This is a genomic window from Streptomyces sp. NPDC002513, assembly GCF_053595355.1.
In genome coordinates this window covers 1-22,477 of record NZ_JBSFXK010000057.1, presented here as the reverse complement: position 1 = coordinate 22,477, position 22,477 = coordinate 1, and the positions used below count along the sequence as shown (strand labels likewise).

Here is a 22,477-nt window from a genome sequence, read left to right as displayed (position 1 = left end):
CCACATCCGGGCCCTGATCAACGAGGCGGTGCTCCAGTACGGGGCCGAGCGTGTCGCCCGCTACCTGCGCGTGGAGGTCGCGGACGCGGAACGGAACGCGGCGACCATCGCCTCGGTCATGAGCGGCACCCGTCCCCCGCAGGCGGACTCCAAGGCGGCCGCCGCCGTCTTCAGCCGGTTCCTGCGCCATCTGGCCTATCTGGAACTGGTTCCGAGCACCGTACCGATGCCCGAGATGCAGTGGTTCCCGCCGACCAGGTCCGGGGTGATGGAGGTGCCCCCGCGAGCGCAGGAAGGGCACGTGGGAGAGCGCGCCGCCATGCTTGCCGAACCGATCGCCGGACTGGACGAGGCCCTGACGGCCGTCGACGCCTTCGACCGGGCTCTCGTCGGCGGACTGCTCCGTCCGCACCCCGGCCAGACCGCGGGCCTCGAGGAACTCGCCCATGCCGTCACGGGGACACCGCTGGCCTCCAGAACCGCCGAGGCGGCTCAGAAGGCGGCTGCCGGAGCCGCGGGCGAGGACCACTTCGTCGCCCTCGCCGCCGCCCGCACCGCACTGCTCGGGGCCGTGCACGACGCGCTCATGACGCGTGTCGAGGAGACGACCGGCCGGGGGCGCGGCGAGGCGGCGGCGGTCCTGGAGTCCGGTGCGCAGCCGGCGGCGAACCTGCTGGCCGCCGCCCGCTCCTGGCTGTCCGATCTGGCGCGCGCCGGATGGCAGGGCATCGACCACGACACGGTCTTCGGGGCGGCGCAGATCGTCTCCGCGATGCTTCCGGACCCGGCCCTGCGCCGCCTGGGGACACTCCTCGACGGCTTCGCCGCCGAACTCGCCGCCTGCTGCCCCGGCGCCTCCCTCGAACGGATACCCGTACGCCGCTGGGGCGACCTGTGGTCGCGTGCGATGCTCCTGACGCTGCCCCAGGCCGTCGGCACGCCCACGGCCGGCACGGTCACCGGACGCCTGCTGCCCCTCGGCATCGATGTGCAGGAACACGCGACCGCCGCACAGGCCCAGGTCCACGCGGTCTTCGAGCCCGCCGACGGCACCGCGCCCCGCCTGGTGCGTGCCAGTGTCTCGGTGCCGAAGCCGGACACGGTCCTCGGAGCCGGCGTCTGGCAGCTGATGCGACCGCATATGTCGCTGCTGACCGTCGTCGGTGAAGGCCGCTCCATGGACCTCGCGGACATGCCGATCACCGCCGAAGGCGACCTGATCTGGAGTGACGAGCACGGGCGTCCGGGGGAGCCCGCGGACGCCTTCGCCACCGCCCGCGTCGCACTGCCCACGGCGACCGCCGCGCCGACGGCACCGCTGGACCGGCACCCGGTCCGTCTCGCCGTCCCCGTACTGCTGGAGGGCTACACCGTCCACCGGGACGACGACGCGCTCACGTTCGAGGTCGCCGGTCAACGCGTCGCCGTCGATGCCGACCGTGCGCCGGATGCCGGGCCGCTCGGTCCCGAGGCCGTGGCGGCGTCGAGCGCCTGCATCGGCCTGCTGCGCTGGGACGCCGGCGCGTTCAGGGTGCAGCCGCTCGCCGTCGAGACGACCGTGCGCAAGAAGGCGGTGGCGGTGCACGCCGGGGCGTGGGCGGGCGGTACGGCCGAGAAGGCCGGCGTCAAGGCCGAGAAGGCCGCCACCGACGCCGTTGCCGCGCTGCGGGAGCGCGCGGGGAGGCTGCTGCGGAAATGACCGAGCAAACAACTGAGCAGACGACTGAGCAGACGACTGAGCAGGCGACCGGTCGCACGACCGGGCAGGCGATCGGACCAACGAGCCACGAGAGCCGTCGTCAGGTCCTGTACTGGCGGCTTCTCGCCCGTCTCTTCGACCATGAGGAGCAGGCGACGCTCGAATCCGCGAGTCTCGCCGTCGTCGAGGACATCGGCCTGCCGCCCGCGCTGCAGGACCCCGGGACCTCCGTGGACTCGATCGTGCAGCGCCATCCGGAGCTGGCCGCCGAGTTCGAGGGACTCATGGTGCCCGAGCCCGACGACGAGGGCGCTCGCGACCACGCGGCCGAGGTGCGGCGTGCGGCGCTGGTGTCGAAGGTACTGCTCAACGTCTTCGCCTCCGGCTCCGGCACCGTCACCGCCGCCCAACTGTCGCGCTGGCAGTCCGACGCGGGCTGGCTGGAGCGCGCACTCGGCTGCAAGCCGGGCGACCTGCGCGGCGGCCGTCACACGGGAGGAGGCGCCGCAGGCCGGGGCGTCAGCCCGACCGGCTCCGGGGGCCGTGGTGTGACGCCCGACCTCAGCCGGCTGATCCCGGCGATCGGCCCGGAACTCGGCTCCATCGAGGCCGAGCTGGTCAAGCGGATGCATCTGCGCGAGGTTCTCGCGGACCCGCAGCTCGCCGCCCGGCTGACCCCGAGCATGTCGCTGATCGAGCAGCTGCTGCGCGACAAGAACAACCTCTCCGGCGTCGCCCTGGCCAACGCCAAGGCCCTGATCCGCCGCTTCGTCGACGAGGTCGCGGAGGTTCTGCGCACCCAGGTGGAGAAGGCCACGGTCGGTGCCCTGGACCGTTCGGTGCCGCCCAAGCGCGTCTTCCGCAACCTGGACCTGGACCGCACGATCTGGAAGAACCTCACCAACTGGAGTCCTGAGGAGGAGCGGCTCTACGTCGACCGCCTCTACTATCGCCACACCACCCGCAAGACGACGCCCCGGCGGCTGATCGTGGTGGTGGACCAGTCGGGCTCCATGGTCGACTCGATGGTCAACTGCACCATCCTGGCGTCGATCTTCGCCGGGCTGCCGAAGGTGGACGTACACCTCATCGCGTACGACACCCAGGCGCTCGACCTCACACCGTGGGTGCACGACCCCTTCGAGACGCTGCTGCGCACCAACCTGGGCGGCGGTACCGACGGGACGGTCGCCATGGCACTGGCCCAGCCCAAGGTCGCCGAGCCCCGCAACACCGTGGTCGTCTGGATATCCGACTTCTACGAATGGCACACCGAGCAACTGTTCGAGAGTATGTCCGCCCTGTACCGCTCCGGGGTCAGGTTCATCCCGGTCGGCTCGGTGACCAGCTCGGGCCGCGGCAGCGTCAACCCCTGGTTCCGAGAGCGCTTCAAGGACCTCGGCACACCGGTGATCTCCGGCCACATCCGCAAGCTCGTCCAGGAACTCAAGACGTTTCTCGCCTAGCCAGCCGCCAGGGCACGGCCCATGCGCTCGGTTATCTGTTCCCTCATCCCTTCCGTCGTTCGCTAGCTAGTCATTCACCGTGAAAGGCCCTGACATGTCCGACCTGTTGCGCGCCCCCGCCGAGATCAAGTACGCCGAGGAACTGGACTGGCTGGAGTCCGTCGACGACGGCCCCAAGCCCTTCGCCTGGCGTCTGTCCCCGAAGATGGTCCGCCTGTTCATCCTGGGCTCCGAGCGCGCCGACGGTCTCGACCGGGAGATACGGCAGAAGTGGTTCGGTGACCGCAGCTTCGTCGAGCGCTCCATCGTCACCCTGGCCTCCGACCGCGGCCTGCTGCTCATCGGCGACCCCGGCACCGGCAAGAGCTGGCTGGCCGAACTGCTGTCCGCGGCGATCTGCCGCAACTCCACCCTGGTGGTGCAGGGCACGGCCGGCACCACCGAGGACCACATCAAGTACTCCTGGAACGTGTCCATGGTGATCGCCAAGGGCCAGTCGCGGGAGTCGATGATCCCCTCGCCGGTCATGACCGCGATGGAGACCGGTGCGATCGGCCGCTTCGAGGAACTCACCCGCTCCACCAGCGACGTTCAGGACGCACTGATCTCGATCCTGTCGGAGAAGTACATCTCGGTCCCCGAGCTGGACAGCGACAACATCGTCTTCGCCAAGCCCGGCTTCTCCGTCATCGCCACCGCCAACAGCCGCGACCGGGGGGTCAACGACCTGTCCTCCGCGCTCAAGCGCCGCTTCAACTTCGTACGCATCCCCGTGGTGACGAACAAGAAGAGCGAGGCGGAGATCGTCCGCTTCCGCACCGAGGAGCTGCTGCGCCGTCACAGCATCGAGCTGGACGTGCCGCCGACGCTGCTCGACGTGCTGCTGCAGAGCTTCGCCGACCTGCGCGCCTCGGCCGCGGCGGCCGCCGGCGAGGACGAGAGGCTGGAGTCCGCGCTGTCCACGGCCGAACAGATCGGTGTACTCGAGGACGCCATCCTGCACAGCAACTTCTTCGGCGAGCGCGCACTGACCGCCCGTACGCTCGCCTCCTCGCTCGTGGGATCGCTGGCCCGCCGCGAGCCGGAGGACCTGGCCATCCTCAACAAGTACCTGCACGGAGTCGTCGAGCCGCGCAGCAAGGAAGAAGGCGGCTCCTGGCCGGAGTTCCTCGAGGGCGGCCGCGACGCGATGGCCACCCTGTCATGAGCGGCGCGGGGGAGGGGACGTTCGACGCCCTGCGTACGCAACTGCGGCAGGCCGCGTCGGCGTTCGCGGACGGACCGGACGCCCTGGAGGGCATCCTGCTCGGCATCGTCGACGACGTCGACCGAGCGGTGCAAGAACCACTGGAGATCTTCCCGGTCTGCCATCACTCGCCGGCCTCGGCGACCGCCATGGCGCGGCGACTGCGGGAGAAGCAGCCGAAGGTGGTGTACCTGGAGCTGTGCGAGGACATGGCACCGCTGCTGACCGAACTGCGCAACTGCCGGCTCCCGGTCGCGGTGCAGGCGTTCGCGACGGAGGTGGACGGCTTCCCGGCCGACTGGGCCCCGCTGTCGGTGGTCGCGCCGATCACAGAGGCATCGGCCGAGTACCAGGCGATCGCCTACGCGCTGGACACACCGGGTGTCGAGCTGGTGCTCGTCGACCGCTCCTCGGACCATGTGTTCCAGTGGGAGCCGCGCGACGCGGCACCGGCGGAGCCGGCCGACAAGGACGCGCCGCCGGCCGAGGAGGAGGCCGCGCTGCACGGTGACGCGGTCGGTGTGGAGATCGGCGATCTCCGGCCGCGCTTTGCCGAGCTGGAGGAACACCTGCTGCGCCACGGCCGGGTGAGGCACTGGTCGGAATGGTGGCACCAGTACGTCGAGCTGCCGCTCGGCGACAGCGACTACGACACCTACCGGCAGGTCATGCTCCTGATCGGCAGCCTGTTCCGGCGACTCGGTCCCGGGGACCCGCGGCGGGCGCGCGTGGACGAGGACCGCGAGCGCTACATGTGGACGAGGATGCGTCGGCACCTGGCCGCGACCGGGACCGACCCGGGGGACTGCCTCTATGTGTGCGGCGCGTTCCACGCGGCCAGCCGTGTCGCGGAGTTCGGCGTCCACGGCGCCGACACCTTCGAGATCAGCCCGCCCAGCGCCACCAAGTGGCAGCACGGTCTGATCCCGTCCAGCCACGCGGCGATCGAGGCGCAGTTCGGTCTCGCCGGCGGCTCGGTGTCCATCGCCGCCACGGTGTGGAACACGAACCTCAGGCGCACAGGGGTACGGCCGTTCCGCCTGGACGGACAGGCGGGCGCGAAGAAGACCGCGGCGGCCAGGAAGACCACGGCGACCGCGACGAGCGCGGCAGCAGGGAAGACCGCGGCAGCGGTCGTCCCCTTCGATCCGACAGCCGTGTCCCCGGACAAGCTGTCCGGCTTCCTCCAGCGCCCGCCGGTGCTCGACCGGCTGGACGAGGCCGAACTGCTCGGCTGGTCGGTGGAGATCGTGCGCGCCGCACGCCGCAACGGCTACCTCGCCTCCACCGCCGACGCCATCGCGGTGTTCGAGACATCGATCCTGCTGGCCGGCATGCGCGACCGGGCCAGGCCCACGCCGTACGACTTCCAGGACGCGGCGGTCACCTGCATCGAGAAGGACGTCGTGCCGGGCAGGCGCGACGTGCGCCGCCTGGTGGAGATCATGATGGGCGGCGACCGGACCGGCCAGGTCGGCTATGACGCCCTGCCGCCCCTGGCCCGCGACGTGCACGACCGGCTCGCTCCGCTCAACATGAAGCTGGGGCAGCGCGGAGTGCAGCGGGCACTGCTGGACATCGCCTCCCGGCCGGAACTGCGGCAGTGCTCCGATGTGCTGTGGATGCTGCGTCGGCTGATGCCCCAGGGTGCCGCACGGCCGATCATGGGCGAGCGGCGGCTCGGCGAGCGGCCCATCCAGGAGTCCTGGGACCTGGCGCTCGGCACCCACCAGCGGGCGCTCATCGAACTCGGCTACGAGGGCGTCAGCATCGAGCAGGTCCTGGAACAGCGTCTGCGGCGCAAGGCCTACGGTCCCCACGCCACCGCGGCGACCGTGCTGGAGACCGTGGAGGACGCGACGCTGTACCTGCGCAGCCGTCGCCTCGCCGACGAGCTGGGCACCCGCGCCCTCGAGGTCCTGTCGAGCGAACGCGGCGTCGACGGCGCGCCGGAGGTGCTGCGCCGGGTACGGCGGTTGCTGGCCTACTACCGGACCAGCGAGCCGGTGCTCCCACCATGGGTCGAGTCTTTCGTCAAGGCCGGCTACGCCCACTACTGCACCCTGCTGCCCACGGCGTTCACCGATGACGACGCGACCGTCCGCCAGGTCGCGGCGACGATGGGCTTCCTGTTCGGCATGGAGAGCCTGGCGCTGTCCCTGGGCTGCGACCGGACCCAGCTGGAGTTGGCGGTCGCGCAGTCCCGTCCGCAGGAGCCGTCGAAGACGGCCCTGTTGTGGGCGGCCCAGGTACAGCTCGGCCGCCTCTCCCGGGCGGACGTGCGGGCCCGGTGCGACGAACTGCTGGACAACCCGCTGGTCGTCCCCGCGTATCCGCGGTATCTCAGCGGACTGCTGCACGCGCTGGAGCCGGTCCCGCAGCTGGCCGACTTCGTCGTGGAGGCCGTGTCGAACGCGTTCGCGCGGTTGCCGGACCCGGTGCTACTGCCCTGGCTGCCGACCTTGATCTCCACGTTGCGGTCCGACGGTGCCGAGCTGGCTCCCCTGCTGATCCGGGAAGCCGGGCGGATCTTCCCCGGTCGGCTTCCGGCGCTGGACGCGTGGGTCCCGCCGTGGCGGGTCCAGCAGGTCCCGCACGTGGTTCCGTCGGCGGGGCGCGTCGGGGGCGGCCGGGGCGTCGCCCTGCTCGCGGCCCACCCGGCCACGTGCGACGCGGTGGCGGGAGTGCTGGGCTGCGACGAACCCTGGGAGCCCGCGGAGCCGGGACCGTCCGGCTCGGAACTGCTCGTCCGCCACCCCGATACGGCGGTCGCGCTGGAGGAGGCGCTGGCCGTCTCCTTCTGAGGGCTGCGGGGCGGTGGCCTCGGCGGAGGTGCCCGCGCCTCCTGGTCCGCCGAGACCGCGCGGCGGACCGGGGACGGCGGATCACGGGCGTCCGCAGGAATAGCGACCTCGCAGACGAACGTTTATTCGGTTGGAGGTGAGGTGCCGTGAGTATCTCGCGGACGTTCCCGCACCGGCTCCGGCTGGTCCGGTGCGCGCAGGGAACAGGTCGGCCGGTCCACTGCCGTACCTGGTTGCTGCCTCACCGCCCCGAGGCCGCGGGGCGGGCCCGCCGTCGCGCCCGGAGCTTCCTGGAGCGCCGGCGGATGGACCAGCCCACCATCGACCAGGTACTGCTGCTGGTGTCGGAACTGGTCACCAACGCCGTGGAGCATGCCCGGCCGCCGATCATGCTGCATCTGCGGGTCGGACCGCGGCGGATACGAGTCGAGGTCACCGACGGCGGACCGGCCCGCAGCCAGGCAGCGTGGACGGCGAGTTGCGGCCCGGACGAGCACGGCCGCGGCCTGTGCGTCATCGATGAGATCGCCACCGCCCACGGCGACAGCCGTGGACATCACCGCACCCTGCACTGGGCGGACCTGACCACCGCCGCCTGACCGGTACCGCCCCCGGGCCGCTCGCCCCCCCGACCGGCAGGCGGGCCGGGCCCGCAGTCCTGTCAGTGGCTGCGCAGGTTCGCGCCGAGTACCTCCTGCGCGGTCTCCAGCGCGATGGCGCGGTCCTCGGGAACCAGTCCGATGCGGGTGCGGCGGTCCAGGAGGTCTGCCGCATCGAGTGCACCCTCATGGCGTACGGCCCACAGCAGTTCGGCGCGGGTGACCGGGTGGCCGTCCAGGACCGGCTCGGCCAGCCGGGGGTCGCCCGTGGCCAGGGCGTGCACGGCCGGTGCCTCGGTGCCGTAGCGGCGGATCAGCCGGCCCGGCGCGCGGAGGGCGCCGAGCACAGGGGGCGGCGCGGCGCCGACCAGCGGGAGGCCGGCGGTGGGGGAGGGCCCCGCGGTCAGACGGTGCGCGGCGATCGCGGCGTCGACGGCGTCCTCGGCCATGCGCCGATAGGTGGTGAGCTTGCCGCCGACCACGGTGACCACGCCCTCCGGGGAGGTGAGGACGGCGTGTCTGCGGGAGATGTCGGCGGTGCTCGGCGTCGCGCCGGAGCCCCCGGCCGGCGTGGTGTCGAGCAGGGGCCGCAGCCCGGCGAACGCGCCTACGACATCGTCCCGGTGGACCGGGATGTCCAGAGCGGAGCCGAGGACGTCGAGCAGGAAGCCGATGTCGGTCTCGGGTACGGAGGGCACCTCCGGGACATCGTCCACGGGTTCGTCGGTGAGCCCGACGTAGACCCGGCCGTCACCCTGGGGCAGGACGAGGACGAAGCGGTTCGTCTCGCCGGGGATCGGGATGTGCAGACCGGTGGGCAGGAAGCCGAGGTGATCGGCGCGCAGCACGAGGTGGGTGCCGCGCGAGGGCCTGATCCGGACCCCGTCCACCAGGCCGCCCGCCCATACGCCGGACGCGTTGATCACCGCGCGGGCGCGGATCTCGCCCTCGCGGCCGGTGAGTTCGTCGCGCACCCGGGCCCCGGACGAGGTGAGTTCCAGCGCCCGTACGCGAGTCAGGATCCGAGCGCCCCGCCCCGCGGCCGTGCGCGCGATCGCGGTGACCAGACGGGCGTCGTCACTCACGCGGCCGTCCCAGGACAGCAGCCCGCCGCGGAGCCCCGTGGCGCGCAGCGCGGGAGCCAGGTGGCGCGTGTTCGCCGCGGAGAGCCTGCGGGGCGCGGGCAGGGTCGCGCGGGCCGTGCGTGCGGCCAGGCGCAGCGAGTCGCCGGCCCGGAAGCCGGCCCAGGCCAGGGCGGCCTGACCGCGGGAGACCAGCGGGGTGAGCGGCAGCACGAACGGCTGTGCGCGCACCAGGTGGGGGGCGGTGTGCTCCATCAGGATGCCCCGTTCGCGTGCGCTTTCGTGGGCGACGTCGAATTGTGCGGAGGCGAGGTAGCGCAGTCCGCCGTGAATGAGCTTGGAACTCCAGCGGGAGGTGCCGAAGGCCAGGTCATGGGCGTCGATGGCGGCAACGGTCAGGCCGCGGGCGGCGGCGTCCAGGGCGACACCCGCGCCGGTCGCGCCGAGACCGACGACCAGGACGTCCACGGGCGGGCCGTCGAGGCTCTCGTCCAGTTCTCGCAGACGGCGGGCGGCGGTCAGGGACGTGCCCGGAGCGGGCTGCCCCGAGGAGGCCGGGCTGCTGCTGGAGCTCATGGTGTGAGGGTCCTCTCGAGGATGGTCCGCAGTTCTCCGTAGAAGGCCTCGGTGCCCAACTCGGTGTCGTCCTCCTCGGTCATGGTGCGCAGCGACAGGGTGAAGGACTGGGCGACCAGAAGCAGGGATCTGGCCTGCCGCTGGGGGTGGCCGGGGCGTACCGACCCGTCCGCGTGGCCCTCCGCGAGGCTGTCGGCGAGCAGTTCGAGGAGGGCGTCCTGGCTCGCTCCGCGCCGGTCGAGCACGTAGGGGAGGAGGAGTTCGGGATCCACGTCGATGATCTTGCGGAAGAGCGGATGGCGGCGGAAGGCGTCCACGCCCTTCACGAGCCCTTCCACGATCTGGGTGCGTGCGTCCGTCCCCTGGCGCCGCTCGGGCATCGCGCCGGTGGCCGCCTCGATCCACTCACGGGTCATCAGGTCGCCGACCAGCGAGCGCACATCGGGCCAGCGGCGGTACAGCGTCATCCGCGAGACGCCCGCACGGCGGGCCACGTCGGTCAGGGTGGTGCGCCGGACTCCGACGGCCAGGACGCAGTCCCGGACGGCGTCGAGCACTGGATCGCTGTCCGAAGCGTTGTGACGAATAGGCGTCATGTGTCACAGTGTAACGCCCTGCGGCTGTGCAGGGGAGGACGGCTCTGTTCGCGACGACCGGTAAGGACAAGCACCATGGACATGCTGTGGAGCGGCTGGGGCGACCCGGCCGGGGCCGCGCCGTTGCCCGACACGGTGATCGGGCTGCTGCGCGACATGCTCGGGGTGAAGCCGCGCGGCGCCGGGCCGGTCGCCCTGGAAGAGATCACCGTCCCCGAGTCGCCTCTGCGCCCCTCAGCGCACCGGGCCCTGCTCGCCGTCGTCGGCGACGAGGAGCACGTGCGCACCGACGCCGAGTCCCGCATCCGGCACACCCGCGGCAAGTCCACCCCGGACCTGCTCCACATCCGCGAGGGCGACGTGAGCGATCTCCCCGCGGCCGTGGTGCTCCCCGCCGGCCACGACGAGGTCCTCGCCGTACTGCGCGTCTGCGCCGACCACGACCTGGCCCTCGTCCCGTTCGGCGGCGGCACCTCCGTCGTGGGCGGCCTCACCCCCGAGCGGCGACGCCCCTTCGTAGCCCTGGACCTACGCCGTATGAACGGCCTGCTCGACCTCGATCCGGTCTCCCGCACCGCCACCCTGCAACCCGGCCTGCGGGCCCCGCACGCCGAAGCGCTCCTGGAGGACCACGGCTTCACCCTCGGCCACTTCCCCCAGTCCTACGAGTGGGCCACCATCGGCGGATTCGCCGCCACACGCTCCAGCGGACAGGCGTCCGCCGGCTACGGCCGCTTCGACGAGATGGTGCTCGGACTCACCCTCGCCACCCCTGCGGGCATCCTGGAGGTGGGCCGCGCCCCGCGTTCGGCCGCCGGACCCGACCTGCGTCAGCTCGTCCTCGGCTCCGAGGGAGCGTTCGGCGTCATCACGTCGGTGACCGTACGGATCCGTCCCATCCCGCGCACCCGCGTCTACGAAGGATGGCGCTTCGACTCCTTCGAAAAGGGCGCCGCCGCCCTGCGCCGCCTGGCCCAGGACGGGCCGCGGCCGACCGTGCTGCGCCTGTCGGACGAGACCGAGACGCTCATCGGCCTGGCCCAGCCCGACGCCATCGGCTCCGGCGGCCTGCCGCAGGCCGCCGGATGCCTGGCGATCACCGGCTACGAAGGCACCGAGGAGGACACCACCCACCGCCGGGAACTGGCCGCGGCCGTTCTGCGCGACTGCGGCGGCACCTGCCTGGGCCAGGAGCCGGGAGAACGCTGGGCCCACGGCCGGTACTCGGCGCCCTATCTGCGCGACGCGCTGCTGGACGCCGGGGCGTTCGCCGAGACGCTGGAGACCGCCGCCTTCTGGTCCCGGCTGCCCGGGCTGTACGCCTCCGTCCGCGACGCGCTCACCACCACGCTCACCGACGCGGGCACGCCGCCCCTGGTGATGTGCCATGTCTCCCACGTCTACGAGAACGGCGCCTCTCTCTACTTCACCGTGGTCTCCGCGCAGGGCGATGATCCCGTGGCACACTGGACGCCCGCCAAACACGCCGCCAACGAGGCGATCCTGGCGGCGGGCGGCACGATCAGCCACCACCACGGCGTGGGCACCGACCACCGCGACTGGTACGTCCGGGAGGCCGGGCCCCTCGGCATCTGCGTCCTTCAGGCCGTCAAACAGCGACTGGACCCCACCGGTCTGCTCAACCCCGGTGTCCTGCTGCCCACCGACTGATCCCCCACCATCCCGACCGCTTCGTCCACGACCCGTCAGGCGCCCTCGGAGGCACATCGATGCGACAGTTCACCGCCATCGTCAACCCCACAGCCGGCGGATCCGCCGGGGTCGCGGTGCTGCTCCGGGTAGCCCGACTGCTGCGGGAGGCCGGGGCCGAGCTTCAGACCGAGTACAGCCGCAGCCTGCCCCACGCCCAGGAACTCGCCCGGCAGGCCGGAGCCCGCCGGCGGGTCGTCCTGGCCGTCGGCGGTGACGGAATCGTCGGGGGCATCGGCGGGGCCCTCAGCGGCACCGACACGCTCTTCGGCCTGGTCCCGGCCGGCCGAGGCAACGACTTCGCCCGCGCGCTCGGCCTGCCCACCGAACCGGACGCACTGGCCCGGGTTCTGCTCCACCACGCCCCCCGCTCCGTCGACACCATCGAAGTGGAGTCCGCCCACGGCCGCACCGTCGCCCTCGGCAGCGTGTACGCGGGCGTCGACGCGCTCGCCAACCGCCACGCCAACCGCTCCACCCTCCTGAGGGGCGCCGCCTCCTACTACGCGGGCGGACTGCGGGCCGTCGCCACCTGGCGCCCGGCCGCCTACCGGGTCACCGTCGACGGCGAGGAACGGACGCACCGCGGCTACACCGTCGTCGCCGCCAACTCCGCCTACTACGGCTCCGGCCGCATCATCGCCCCCGACGCCCGCGTCGACGACGGACTGCTCGACGTGGTGATGATCCGCGAGGCGCCGCGCCGGCTCTTCTTCACCCTGATGAACGAGCTGAAGTCGGGGGCGCACGTCCACCGGCGGGAGGTGCGGATCGTGCGGGGCGCAGAGGTCCGCATCGAGGCGGACCGGGGTGTTCCCTACGGCGCCGACGGCGAGGTCGATGCGGACCTCCCCGTCACGGCCCGGGTACTGCCCGGAGCGCTTGCCGTGCTGTGCTAGCGGAAGCGGCCGCATCGACAATCCCCGACGGCGTGCCGGCACCTGCCTGCTTCCCCGCCGCGCCTCCCTCGCTCACCGGCCAACAGCTCCGTCCATGGACGCCGTCCTGCCGTGAAGCGAACCCCTGCTCCGCCCTGAGATGCGGAACCACGGGTGTGCACATAGTGTCTGAATCGCATCTCGGTGGGGGACGGCACCGGGCGCCGCGTCGTCGTGCGCAGTGCCCGTTCGGCATGGGAGGCCGTCGACCATGCGCACCACCACCATCCGCCGCCGGGGCCCGGTCGGGCCGCCTCTCGTACGGCGGTGGCGACAGGCAGCGGACCGGCATCTCACCCCGGTGCAGCGTTCGCTGCTGGTCACATGGTTGTCCTTCGGGGTCACCTTCGCCACCGTGCGGGTCATCACCCATGGCATCCGGGGCGGATGGCTGCCCTGGGGAAACCTCTCCGCGGGCGGCGAGCACCTGCACCACTACAACTTCGGGATCGCCACGCTCGCCGGTCTGGGACTGATCGCGGTACGCGGGGACGAGCGGGCCGTCGGACATCCCGCGGTGGCGGCCGCCTACGGCTGCGGGACCGCGCTGATCTGCGACGAGTTCGCCCTGCTGCTGGACCTGCAGGACGTCTACTGGGCCAAGCAGGGCCGGCTCAGTGTCGATGTCTCCCTCGGCGTGCTGTCGGGGCTCGGCGCGTATCTGACGGCCAGGCCCTTCTGGCACGAGATCGGCCGCGTCACGGGCCACCACATCGCATCCGTGGCCAAGGGCGGTGTCCGGGCGGACGGCTGAGGGCGCCTGAACCGTATCGCAGACGTCGCCTGCCTGACCCGGGCGTAGTCCGCCGCTGGCGCGGAGCCGTTGCGTGAGGCACGAGGAGGATGGCATGAGCCAGAGCGAGCGCCCCACGAATTCCGGACAGCGGCAACCCGGGGAAGACACCGCCACGCCGTACGACCCGCCATCGGCGCACCCGCCGGCACCCGGCACCACGGAGCCGCACCACCCGCACCGCCCGACCACCGGCCGCTGCGCGGCGGACGGGCCACCGGAGCGACGGGACCGGCAGGCATCCCCGCCCGCCGGTCATGAGGACGACGGAGTGCCAGAGGCATCCGCGATATCCGCCGAGCGGCGTCGCCGGTGGCCGCCGGTCACCGGCCGCGCACCGCAATGGCGCAAGGTACGGCTGCGGATATCCCAAGCCGATCCCTGGTCGGTGATGACGACGAGCCTGCTGGTGTCGGCGGGCCTGGGCCTGTGCACGATCGTGGCCGCGGCGGTGGTGACGATCATGCTGAGCGTGCTGGGCCAGGAACCGGTGGCGTCGCTGGGCTGGGAGACCACCCTCGGCCTCGTCATCGTCATCGTGGCGGCGGAGGTGGCCCTGACCACCGCGCTGGCGACGCTGGTCGCCTTCCTCTTCAACTGGTCGTCGGGTGTCGTCGGCGGGGTCGAGATGACACTGGCCGACGAGCCCCCGGCTCAGCGGCAAACGGAAGCCGACGCCGCGCCCGACGAGGACGGCCGTCGGCATCAGGCGTAGCTCACTCGCCGGTTTCCGTCGGCTCGTCAGGATCGGCCGGGGCCTGCCTCGCCCTCATGGACGAGACAGGGAGACCGAGGAGGCGGCGACAGGGCCGTGTCAGTCCTGTGCGGTGTCGTGGATCTCGGCGATGTAGCCGCCCGGGAACTGCACGAGGGCGCTGTCCCGTCCGCCCGTCGTGACCGGTCCCCAGAGCACGGTGGCGCCGGCCGACCGGGCCTTGGCCAGGGTCGCGGTCAGGTCGGTCACCTCGTATCCGGTCACCTCACGGCCGAAGGGGTACGGCACATGGCCGTCCGTGACGGTCACCACGGTCTTGCCGAATCCCGACTCGAGCGCGATCCGGCGGTAGGTCGTCCCGGGCAGACCGATCGCGGCGCCGTCCGCCTTGTGGTTGTCCGACGTGATGTGACCCCGGGTGAAGCGGAGGTAGGACCGCAGGAAGTCGGACACCGCGTCGGGCGAGACGTAGACCCGGTTCTCCGGCACGGTCGCCAGGGGCGCGTAGTGCGGCGGGGTGGTGTGCCAGTAGAGCTGGGTGTGGATCCCGCCGGGGAACTCGATGACCGCGTCCTTGCCGATGGGATCGTCGAACGGGGTCACCTCGACGTCGGCACCCGCCGACCGCGCCGACTTGACGGCGTCGTCGATATCCGTGGTCAGCCAGCCGGTGCGTTCCACCCCGAAGGGGTAGGGAATCGGAGTCTGGAAGTCGAAGACCGACAGCGTGCCGACCGGGGAGAAGACCAGTTCCGACACGGTCCGGCTGGGTGTGGGGGTGACCGTGGTGAGCACCGGCTGGGTGTTCGTACCGCCGAAGGTGCTCTGCCAACTCGTCACGAACGCCTGGAGCGACCCGGGTGTGACATACACGTGGGTCGTGTCGTACTCAGGGCCGACCGAGACCTGGCGGCTCGCCGACGACGTGGCGGCTGCGGGCGATGGCGTCGCCTCGGCCGGGACGGCTACGAGCGAGGCGACCAGCGCGACGGCAGCCAAGGGGAGAACAGAACGCCATCTCATGGTTGTTCCCTTCTTTCTGGTGTGCGCCCACGGCGGCGTACCGGTCGAACCGGTACGCCGCCGTGGGGAGGGCGTGATCCGAGAGCCGACGGTTATCGGCGCAGCAGGTACTTGTGCTGACCGGACAGGACGAGTTCGCCCCGCTGGTTGTGCACGGTGGCCGCGGTCACGACCACACCGGTCTCTCCCTGGGGCTCCAGGGCGGTGATGGTCAGTGCGGGGTAGAGGGTGTCGCCGGCGTGGACCTCGCCGGTGAAGGAGCAGGACAACTCCAGGAAGCTGACGAAGACCTCGCCGATGACGTGCGGGAACAGGGTCGCGCCGGGTGCCGTGAAGGCGAGGACCTGAAGTCCGTGGACGACGGGGGCGCTGTGGCCGTGCCTGCGGGCCCACTCGACGTCGTAGTGGATGGGATGGTTGTCGGCGGAGACGGCCTGGAACGCCGAGGCGTGGGCGTCGGTCAGGGTCCGGCTCGGGGCTCGGAACACCTCACCCACCTTGAGGTCCTCGAACGTCCTCGCGGGGACGACGAGGAACTGCTCCGGGGCGAATGCCGTGCCCTCGGGCGTGGGCTGGCTGTTGCTCATGGGGGATTCCTCTCGTTGACCGGTGGATCACCGGGTGGGGGCGCCGGCACGGATGCGGGCGGTAAGGAGGTTCGGGTCCTGCTGGGTGAGGTAGGCGGCGTCGGCCACGTACACCGTGTCCCCGTGGACCGCGAGGGAGGTGGGGTTCTGCAGGCCGTCGGCGTGGTCCAGGACGATGGTGTGGCTGCCGTCGCCGGACACGAGGGCCACCTGGTTGCCGGCGTTCAGCGCCGCGAGGAGCTGGTCGCCGTGTCCCGTGAAGGCGAAGTCGTCGATTCCGGTCAGTCCCGTGGCGGCGGTGCGGAGCGTGCCCGCGGCGCCGTCGTGCCGGATCGGGATGCGGAGCAGCGTTCCGCGGTCGAGGTTGCTCACCCAGACGGCCCCACGGTGGACCTTGATGCCGTTGGCTCCCAGGAAGCCGTCGGGGGTGAGGAGGGAGTCGGCCGTCCACGCGCGGGCGGTGCCACCCGAGGTGGGGACGCGCCAGATCTTGCCGAGTACGGAGTCGGCGGCGTACAGCTGTCCGCTGTGCTCGTCGAGGGTGAGACCGTTGGGCAGACCGTCGGCCGGGAGAGCGGCGATGTGCTCCGGGCGGCCGCCCGGACGAAGCTTCCACACGCCGGTGAGCGCGTCGGTGCCGGTGGCGTAGAGGAAGTAGAGCGTGCCGTGGCGGTCCTGGACGATCCCGCCGAGGAAGGGGGATCCGAGCACGGGGGTACGGCTGCCCGCGGGCGGGGCGGGCAGCGTTGCCAGCACGTGTACGTCACCGGAGCGGCCTATCACGGCGACCTGACGGGAGAAGGCGAAGGTGACCGCGGTGGCGCCGCCGGGGAGCGCGGTGAGGTTCTCCGGCTGCTGCCCTTCGGCGAGGTCCAGATGGGCGACGAAGGACGCCGAGGTCAAGGGGGGTACGGCCGCGGCGGCCGAGCCGATGCTCATCGTCGCTGCCGTGGTGAGTGCAGCGGTCCCCACCGCTGCGGCGGTCAGTGCGCGACGTAGCTGCATGCTCGGTGCCTCTCTCGGTGCTGGGTGCCCGGCCGGTCGGGCATGACGCGATTCCCGTCGCTGCCACGGTAGGGACGTGAGGGGCCGTCAACGCCTCGCGAGCGCACGGCTTCGTGCCTCAGAGTGAAGACGGGCGCCCACCTGGTCCCCGGGTCGCACGAAACTGCCCTCGGGGCGCTCCCCGAGGGCTTCCCCGTGCCGGCTGTCAGCGACGGACGTCGTCTTGCTCAGGTGGTGTAGAGGGCCTCGATCTCGTCGGCGAAGTCCCGGAGCACCACGTTGCGCTTGAGCTTCAGAGACGGCGTCAGATGGCCGGAGGCCCAGGTGAACTGGTGGTCCAGGATGCGGAACTTGCGCACGGACTCGGCCTTGGACACCGCGGCGTTGCCGTCGTCCATCGCGCGCTGGATCTCGGCGAGCAGATCGGGGTCGTCGCGGAGGTCCGCCAGGGACGCTCTTTTGGGCTTGCCGTTCTGTTCGGCCCAGCGCGGCAGGAACTCCTCGTCGATGGTCACCAGGGCACCGACGAAGGACTTGCCGTCGCCGACCACCATGCACTCGGCGATCAGGGCGTGCACCCGGATCTCGCACTTCGCGAAGGCCCTTCCGGAGTCTTCATCTTCCCATCGCAGAGCCGCTCCCGCCCACTGCCCCTCGCTCACCGTCGGTGGGCAGCGGGCGGACCGTCCGCGTCAATACCCGTTCACACGGCGGGTGTTGCGGTGTCCGCGAGCCGTGGCTCGAGGGCCGGGGTGGGGCCGCGGAGGCGCGACCACGACCACGGCCGGTCGGCACCCGGCCCGTTTCAGCCCAGATTCCCCAGACGGGCGTCCCGCCACAGGTCCACGCCGCTGTCGGCGGCGAACTTGTCGATCTCGGCCAGCTCCTCGCTGCTGAAGTCGGGATTCTCCAGCGCGGCGACGTTCTGCTCGAGCTGCTCGACGCGGGAGGCGCCGATGACGAGCGAGGTGACGCGCTCGTCCCGCAGGGCCCAGGCGAGCGCCATCTGAGCGAGGGTCTGCCCCCGGCGCGCCGCGATGTCGTTGAGGGCGCGCAGCCGGTGCATCATGTCCTCCGACAGCCAGGCGGTGTCGAACGACGTGCCCTGCGCGGCACGCGAGCCTTCCGGGACGCCGTCGAGGTAGCGGCCGGTGAGCAGACCCTGGGCCAGCGCCGTGAAGCCGATGACCCCGAAACCCTCCTCCTGGGCGGCGTCGAGCAGGCCCTCGGTCTCGATCCAGCGGTTGACCATGCTGTAGGACGGCTGGTGGATGAGGAGCGGGGTGCCCAGCTCCCGGAGGATCGCGGCCGCCTCACGGGTGCGCTGGGTGTCGTAGGAGGAGATGCCGACGTAGAGGGCCTTGCCCTGGCGCACCGCGGTGTCGAGCGCGCCCATCGTCTCCTCGAGCGGGGTGGTGGCGTCGAGGCGGTGGGAGTAGAAGATGTCCACGTAGTCCAGCCCCATGCGGCGCAGTGACTGGTCGAGCGAGGCGAGGACGTACTTCCGGGAGCCGCCGCCCTGGCCGTAGGGGCCGGGCCACATGTCCCAGCCGGCCTTGGTGGAGATCACCAGCTCGTCCCGGTACGGCGCGAGGTCCTGCTTCATCAGGCGCCCGAAGTTGATCTCCGCGGAGCCGTAGGGCGGGCCGTAGTTGTTGGCGAGGTCGTGGTGGGTGATCCCGAGGTCGAAGGCGCGCAGCGCGATCTCGCGCTGCGTCTCGAACGGCCTGTCGTCCCCGAAGTTGTGCCAGTAGCCGAGGGACAGGACGGGAAGGTCGAGCCCTGAGCGCCCGGTGCGGCGGTAGCGCATGGTGCCGTGGTAACGCTCAGGATCCGCGACGTGGTTCATCGGGTGATCTCCGGATGGTTCGGTGAAGGGTGTCCCCGCCGGGAGAGAGGGGACATACCCACCCTGCCTCCGCGTGATCCTGAAGTCCAATAGCTCCTTCTCATCGGATTCAGCGGTGCTGCTTCTGAATCGCCTCGGGGCCCGCTGAGTCCGCAGGCACAGGCTGAGCAGGAGGAAGCCGTCTGAAGGGTGCGGCATGGCCGACCCCGGAGCCGATGGGGTCGGCGGTGGCAGGGCGAGGTCAGCCGTTGACCTCTCGCGCCACGCGTTCCAGTCGGCTCCGGTGGCTCTCCCACCATGCCTGATCGCCTGGTGGCATGGTGTCCTTGCCCTGCGCAGATCCGACGGCTCCGTCGATGAGCTCTCGCACGATGTCGGCGTGGCCGGCGTGCCGCTGGGTATCGGAGATCACGCGCACCACGATGTGGTGCAGTGTCACCTCTCGACGCTCCTGCGGCCACCACGGGACGCGGCCGATCGCATCGAGCGTGAGCGTCGCGATCGTGCTGTCGGAGTGTTCCCACGCCTGGCGATACAGTCCGACGATGTCTTCGCGTGACTCCTCCGCCGTGGCCCACATGTCCGAGTTGGGTTCCGCATCCTGCGTATACCACCAGGGCGGCGGCTCCTCGTCGAAGAACGGCCGCCCGAACGTGTCGCCGAAGTACCCCAGCTCCACGCCGGCGACATGTTTGACCAGCCCCAGCAGGTTCGTGCCCGTGGGGGTCAGCGGGCGGCGGATGTCGTACTCCGAGAGCCCGTCGAGCTTCCACACCAGGGCATCACGCGCGTCTTGCAGATATCGGAGAAGGTCCGCTTTCGGATTCGGTTCGATCATGCGAGGCAGTCTCCCACCCGGCACTGACAGCCCGGCTCTGTCGATCGGTTCAGGCGGGCCCGCCGGCGGGTTTCTCCCGGGCTGCTGGACGGGCTGCCGCGCGGCGAAGCCGAACGGGCTCCGTGATGGCACCGGCACATGATCGACGCTGCTGTCCAAGGAACTGCGCACCCGCCTTGGGACAGGACGGGGCATCAAACCCGCGTACGCCTTCGGGTGGAAGTACCCCACCGTCGCCTCGCTCGCCACCGGACTGACCCACAGCACGGGGCACCAGGGCCTGCCCCCGCCGGATGGTCGGGTCGGTCAGGCCGAGGCACGGCCAGGGGCCGGCCGGGCGGCACATGGCGTGGCCGTGATGCCGGTGACTGCCCGTACACTCGGCATTCGCCCATACGGCTGTAAACCGCTGACAGGAAGGTGTCGTTGCACGTGTTCCAGGATGCCCCGATCTATCACCGGCTCGTAGCCGAGCGCGGTGATGTGCCCGCGCGAGTCCGCGACGCAGCCGAGCACATACGTCGCGAGCTGGAAGCAGTCATGCGGACGGGGCAGCCACCCAGCCCTTCCCGGCTGGACCTGTTCACTCCCCCCGCGCAGGCACGGCAGAACTCCGCGCTTCCCCCGGGCTCGCTGCCGCAGTGACGCCGTTCCGGGGGTCGCTGCCCCCGCGCGGCTGGTGACGAGGGCGGTGCATGCCGGGCTCGCCGGCTCCGCAAGTGCCGCCCCATCTCTCGCTGGAGTCCCCTGACGGTTCTCGCCGCCTCACGGCACACTGGGTTGCGTGGACGAAGAGGTCAGAGCTCTGCAGGAGCGACTCGCGCGGATGGAGCAACTGCTCGAAGCGGCCCTGGAGAAGCCGGCTGAGCCGGCCTGGCGTCGGCCCACGAGCGCCGAGTCGCGCTGGGCCGTCACCGCGGCGGTGCTCGGCGCGGTCGCCCTGCAACTGCTGCTCCCCGAGCGGCTGGCCTTCCAGCCGGCCTGGCTGCTGCCCGCGCTCGAACTGCTTCTGCTGGTCCTGCTCTTCCCGGCTTCCCGTAGGAAACGGACGACCTCGCTGCTGCGCGGCGGCGGGCTGACGCTGGCCGCCATCGTCAGCCTGGCCAACGGATGGTCCGCGGTGCTCCTGATCAGGGGTCTGGTGCGCGGTTCCGAGGGAAGCGACGCCGGCACACTGCTGATGACGGCAGCGGCCATCTGGCTGACCAACGTCATCGTCTTCGCGCTCTGGTACTGGGAGTGGGACCGGGGCGGACCTGTGGCGCGTGCCGAAGGCGGCAACGACTACACCGACTTCCTCTTCCCTCAGATGCAGAGCGGGGAAATGACGCAGGCGGACTGGGAGCCGGCGTTCGCCGACTACCTGTACGTGTCCTTCACCAACGCCACCGCCTTCAGTCCCACCGACACCATGCCCCTGTCCCGCTGGGCGAAGCTGCTGATGGCGGCGCAGGCGTCGATCTCCTTGCTCACCCTGGCCCTGGTGGTCGCGCGTTCGGTGAACATCATCGGCGGGTGAACGGCCGTCCCGGCCGTCCCGGCCGTCCTGGGCCGTCGCGGGACATCGCGCGGGCGGAGGCCTCACGGCCGGGTGTACCTCCAACTGCTCCTGAACAACCCTGTGAGGCCGGGACGCACCGTCCGGACCGACCCCACGGCAGGGCCGCCCGAGTGCCCCGGGGCCGCCGTGGGAAGCGACGGCCGTGGGCGGGACGTGGCCGGAGCGGCGGGTACGGCAGGCACGGCAGGCACAGCGGGTACGGCGGGCGCCTTGGGCACAGTGGGGGCCGTCGGGGCGACCGGTGCGGCGGGCACCGTGGGTGCGGTCGGGACGGTGGGGACGATGGGTGCGGTCGGGAGGGTGGGGGCCGTGGGCACGGCGGGCGTGGTGGGCGTCGTGTGCGTGGGAGGCGCGGTGGGTGCCGTGGGTGTGGTGGTGCTCTGGGGGTGCGAGGGCGTGCTCAGGTGGGCGAAGACGACGGTGTTGGACAGGTACTCGTGGGCGGCTCGGTCGTAGGAACCGCCGCAGGTGATGAGGCGTAGCTGGGGGGTGGGAGCGTTGGCGTAGACCCGCTTGTCGGGGAAGCGGGCCTTGCTGAAGGTTTCGACGGTGTCGATCTGGAAGCGGGCCGTGGTGCCGTCGGCTCGGGTGATGTCGATGGTGTTGCCGGGTCTGAGGAAACGCAGGAAGACGAAGACGGCGGGCCCGGTGGTGGTGTCGACGTGGCCGGCCACGATCGCCGTGCCTCGTTCACCGGGTGAGGCGCCGTCCTTGTACCAGCCCGCCAGGTTCCTGTCGTTCGCGGGTGGCGGCTTCAGATGTCCCGAGGCGTCGAGGGAGAGGTCGGTGAAGGGGGCGTCCACACCGATCTGGGGAATGACGATCCGTTTCGGTGCCGACCGGGGCAGCGCCTGGAGGACGGAGGGTGCGGTCGTCCTGGGAGCGGGCTGGACCGAGGGGAGGGCGGCGGGCGGCGGACCGGCCACCGGCTGGAGGGCGGCAGCGGACGGGGCCGGGGGTTTGGGATCGGCGGGGGGTGTCAGTGAGTGGTGGATGAGCAGGCCGCCCAGTGCGACGGCCGCGGCCGGCCCCAGCAGGGCGCGGTTGACGGTACGGGTGGCAGCGGCGGGGAGCTGGTCCGTGGGAGCCGGCGATGAGGAGGTCATGGAAGTGCGCCTGTTCATCAGCGGGGGCGGCGGTCAGGCAAACGGCGGATCGATCGTCAGCCGGCACGGGCACCGGCGTCGGTGGCGGCACGACGGCCGCGGCTGCTGTCGCCGTTTCCTGGAGCGACAGCAGCTCGCGACCGTGACCGTACGGCTGCCGGTGAGGGGTGAGCCGGTCAGGCTCCCGTGGTGCCGGAGGCGTTGCGGCGGCGCAGCATGTAGGCGCCCGCCCCGAGGCCGCCGAGCAGCAGGATCGATCCTGCGGCCAGACCGCTGCCGCTGGT

The 22,477-nt window shown here is 71.5% G+C and carries 19 protein-coding genes and 1 pseudogene; 11 read left to right on the top strand and 9 right to left on the bottom strand.

Annotated elements, in window-relative coordinates:
- The first annotated feature begins 268 nt into the window (after positions 1 to 268).
- From ACWD5Q_RS28400 to ACWD5Q_RS28380, 5 genes are all read left to right on the top strand, one after another.
- Complete coding sequence (locus ACWD5Q_RS28400; protein ID WP_451429926.1) at positions 269 to 1,699, top strand: hypothetical protein; 1,431 nt, start codon at positions 269 to 271, stop codon at positions 1,697 to 1,699.
- Complete coding sequence (locus ACWD5Q_RS28395) at positions 1,696 to 3,165, top strand: VWA domain-containing protein (protein ID WP_451429906.1); 1,470 nt, start codon at positions 1,696 to 1,698, stop codon at positions 3,163 to 3,165. Before ACWD5Q_RS28400 ends, ACWD5Q_RS28395 begins: the two co-directional genes overlap by 4 nt.
- 94 nt (positions 3,166 to 3,259) lie before the next feature.
- Positions 3,260 to 4,372 carry an ATP-binding protein gene (locus tag ACWD5Q_RS28390; protein ID WP_451429905.1) on the top strand — a complete coding sequence of 371 codons (1,113 nt, stop codon included), beginning with the start codon at positions 3,260 to 3,262 and terminating at the stop codon, positions 4,370 to 4,372.
- Entirely contained in the window at positions 4,369 to 7,215 is a 2,847-nt protein-coding gene (locus ACWD5Q_RS28385) for a hypothetical protein (protein ID WP_451429904.1), read from the top strand. Before ACWD5Q_RS28390 ends, ACWD5Q_RS28385 begins: the two co-directional genes overlap by 4 nt.
- Before the next feature lie 146 nt (positions 7,216 to 7,361).
- The gene (locus ACWD5Q_RS28380) at positions 7,362 to 7,814 is read left to right on the top strand and encodes an ATP-binding protein (protein WP_451429903.1); all 453 of its coding nucleotides are present in this window, start codon (positions 7,362 to 7,364) and stop codon (positions 7,812 to 7,814) included.
- 62 nt (positions 7,815 to 7,876) lie between these two features.
- Here ACWD5Q_RS28380 and ACWD5Q_RS28375 read toward each other — a convergent pair whose 3' ends face one another.
- Both ACWD5Q_RS28375 and ACWD5Q_RS28370 read right to left on the bottom strand, forming a co-directional pair.
- Positions 7,877 to 9,472, bottom strand: coding sequence for a glycerol-3-phosphate dehydrogenase/oxidase (locus ACWD5Q_RS28375; protein WP_451429902.1), 1,596 nt, complete (start codon positions 9,470 to 9,472; stop codon positions 7,877 to 7,879).
- Positions 9,469 to 10,068: a TetR/AcrR family transcriptional regulator gene (locus ACWD5Q_RS28370; RefSeq protein WP_451429901.1), complete on the bottom strand. Its 600-nt coding sequence runs from the start codon at positions 10,066 to 10,068 to the stop codon at positions 9,469 to 9,471. Before ACWD5Q_RS28370 ends, ACWD5Q_RS28375 begins: the two co-directional genes overlap by 4 nt.
- Before the next feature lie 75 nt (positions 10,069 to 10,143).
- Here ACWD5Q_RS28370 and ACWD5Q_RS28365 point away from each other — a divergent pair, with 75 nt between their 5' ends.
- From ACWD5Q_RS28365 to ACWD5Q_RS28350, 4 genes are all read left to right on the top strand, one after another.
- Positions 10,144 to 11,739 carry an FAD-binding oxidoreductase gene (locus ACWD5Q_RS28365; RefSeq protein WP_451429900.1) on the top strand — a complete coding sequence of 532 codons (1,596 nt, stop codon included), beginning with the start codon at positions 10,144 to 10,146 and terminating at the stop codon, positions 11,737 to 11,739.
- A 59-nt stretch (positions 11,740 to 11,798) separates the two neighbouring features.
- Entirely contained in the window at positions 11,799 to 12,677 is an 879-nt protein-coding gene (locus ACWD5Q_RS28360) for a YegS/Rv2252/BmrU family lipid kinase (protein ID WP_451429899.1), read from the top strand.
- 250 nt (positions 12,678 to 12,927) lie between these two features.
- The gene (locus ACWD5Q_RS28355) at positions 12,928 to 13,470 is read left to right on the top strand and encodes a hypothetical protein (protein WP_451429898.1); all 543 of its coding nucleotides are present in this window, start codon (positions 12,928 to 12,930) and stop codon (positions 13,468 to 13,470) included.
- 94 nt (positions 13,471 to 13,564) lie between these two features.
- On the top strand, positions 13,565 to 14,224 hold the full coding sequence (locus ACWD5Q_RS28350) for a DUF3566 domain-containing protein (protein WP_451429897.1): 660 nt from the start codon (positions 13,565 to 13,567) through the stop codon (positions 14,222 to 14,224).
- Positions 14,225 to 14,323: 99 nt separating this feature from the next.
- Here ACWD5Q_RS28350 and ACWD5Q_RS28345 read toward each other — a convergent pair whose 3' ends face one another.
- From ACWD5Q_RS28345 to ACWD5Q_RS28320, 6 genes and pseudogenes are all read right to left on the bottom strand, one after another.
- Positions 14,324 to 15,247 carry a VOC family protein gene (locus ACWD5Q_RS28345; RefSeq protein ID WP_451429896.1) on the bottom strand — a complete coding sequence of 308 codons (924 nt, stop codon included), beginning with the start codon at positions 15,245 to 15,247 and terminating at the stop codon, positions 14,324 to 14,326.
- A gap of 92 nt (positions 15,248 to 15,339) precedes the next feature.
- Positions 15,340 to 15,834, bottom strand: a complete 495-nt coding sequence (locus ACWD5Q_RS28340) for a MaoC family dehydratase (RefSeq protein WP_451429895.1) — start codon at positions 15,832 to 15,834, stop codon at positions 15,340 to 15,342.
- Positions 15,835 to 15,861: 27 nt separating this feature from the next.
- A complete protein-coding gene (locus ACWD5Q_RS28335; RefSeq protein ID WP_451429894.1) occupies positions 15,862 to 16,839 on the bottom strand; it encodes a hypothetical protein in 978 nt (325 codons plus the stop codon).
- 227 nt (positions 16,840 to 17,066) lie between these two features.
- Positions 17,067 to 17,423: pseudogene (locus tag ACWD5Q_RS28330) on the bottom strand (long-chain fatty acid--CoA ligase); the annotation flags it as partial.
- Positions 17,424 to 17,644: 221 nt separating this feature from the next.
- On the bottom strand, positions 17,645 to 18,688 hold the full coding sequence (gene mgrA, locus ACWD5Q_RS28325) for an L-glyceraldehyde 3-phosphate reductase (RefSeq protein ID WP_451429893.1): 1,044 nt from the start codon (positions 18,686 to 18,688) through the stop codon (positions 17,645 to 17,647).
- Between the two features lie 241 nt (positions 18,689 to 18,929).
- On the bottom strand, positions 18,930 to 19,526 hold the full coding sequence (locus tag ACWD5Q_RS28320) for a DinB family protein (RefSeq protein ID WP_451429892.1): 597 nt from the start codon (positions 19,524 to 19,526) through the stop codon (positions 18,930 to 18,932).
- Between the two features lie 432 nt (positions 19,527 to 19,958).
- On the opposite strand from ACWD5Q_RS28320, the gene ACWD5Q_RS28315 reads away from it, so the two are divergent.
- Both ACWD5Q_RS28315 and ACWD5Q_RS28310 read left to right on the top strand, forming a co-directional pair.
- On the top strand, positions 19,959 to 20,171 hold the full coding sequence (locus ACWD5Q_RS28315) for a hypothetical protein (protein WP_451429891.1): 213 nt from the start codon (positions 19,959 to 19,961) through the stop codon (positions 20,169 to 20,171).
- 139 nt (positions 20,172 to 20,310) lie between these two features.
- Positions 20,311 to 21,045: a hypothetical protein gene (locus ACWD5Q_RS28310; protein ID WP_451429890.1), complete on the top strand. Its 735-nt coding sequence runs from the start codon at positions 20,311 to 20,313 to the stop codon at positions 21,043 to 21,045.
- 62 nt (positions 21,046 to 21,107) lie between these two features.
- On the opposite strand, the gene ACWD5Q_RS28305 is transcribed toward ACWD5Q_RS28310, so the two are convergent.
- Positions 21,108 to 22,193, bottom strand: a complete 1,086-nt coding sequence (locus ACWD5Q_RS28305) for a class F sortase (RefSeq protein ID WP_451429889.1) — start codon at positions 22,191 to 22,193, stop codon at positions 21,108 to 21,110.
- Positions 22,194 to 22,477 lie beyond the last annotated feature (284 nt).

Coding starts and splice junctions, on each gene's coding strand:
- ACWD5Q_RS28400 (WP_451429926.1), top strand. CDS start 269: ATGGAGGTGCCCCCGCGAGCGCAGGAAGGGCACGTGGGAGAGCGCGCC.
- ACWD5Q_RS28395 (WP_451429906.1), top strand. CDS start 1,696: ATGACCGAGCAAACAACTGAGCAGACGACTGAGCAGACGACTGAGCAG.
- ACWD5Q_RS28390 (WP_451429905.1), top strand. CDS start 3,260: ATGTCCGACCTGTTGCGCGCCCCCGCCGAGATCAAGTACGCCGAGGAA.
- ACWD5Q_RS28385 (WP_451429904.1), top strand. CDS start 4,369: ATGAGCGGCGCGGGGGAGGGGACGTTCGACGCCCTGCGTACGCAACTG.
- ACWD5Q_RS28375 (WP_451429902.1), bottom strand. CDS start 9,472: ATGAGCTCCAGCAGCAGCCCGGCCTCCTCGGGGCAGCCCGCTCCGGGC.
- ACWD5Q_RS28370 (WP_451429901.1), bottom strand. CDS start 10,068: ATGACGCCTATTCGTCACAACGCTTCGGACAGCGATCCAGTGCTCGAC.
- ACWD5Q_RS28365 (WP_451429900.1), top strand. CDS start 10,144: ATGGACATGCTGTGGAGCGGCTGGGGCGACCCGGCCGGGGCCGCGCCG.
- ACWD5Q_RS28360 (WP_451429899.1), top strand. CDS start 11,799: ATGCGACAGTTCACCGCCATCGTCAACCCCACAGCCGGCGGATCCGCC.
- ACWD5Q_RS28355 (WP_451429898.1), top strand. CDS start 12,928: ATGCGCACCACCACCATCCGCCGCCGGGGCCCGGTCGGGCCGCCTCTC.
- ACWD5Q_RS28350 (WP_451429897.1), top strand. CDS start 13,565: ATGAGCCAGAGCGAGCGCCCCACGAATTCCGGACAGCGGCAACCCGGG.
- ACWD5Q_RS28345 (WP_451429896.1), bottom strand. CDS start 15,247: ATGAGATGGCGTTCTGTTCTCCCCTTGGCTGCCGTCGCGCTGGTCGCC.
- ACWD5Q_RS28340 (WP_451429895.1), bottom strand. CDS start 15,834: ATGAGCAACAGCCAGCCCACGCCCGAGGGCACGGCATTCGCCCCGGAG.
- ACWD5Q_RS28335 (WP_451429894.1), bottom strand. CDS start 16,839: ATGCAGCTACGTCGCGCACTGACCGCCGCAGCGGTGGGGACCGCTGCA.
- mgrA (WP_451429893.1), bottom strand. CDS start 18,688: ATGAACCACGTCGCGGATCCTGAGCGTTACCACGGCACCATGCGCTAC.
- ACWD5Q_RS28320 (WP_451429892.1), bottom strand. CDS start 19,526: ATGATCGAACCGAATCCGAAAGCGGACCTTCTCCGATATCTGCAAGAC.
- ACWD5Q_RS28305 (WP_451429889.1), bottom strand. CDS start 22,193: ATGACCTCCTCATCGCCGGCTCCCACGGACCAGCTCCCCGCCGCTGCC.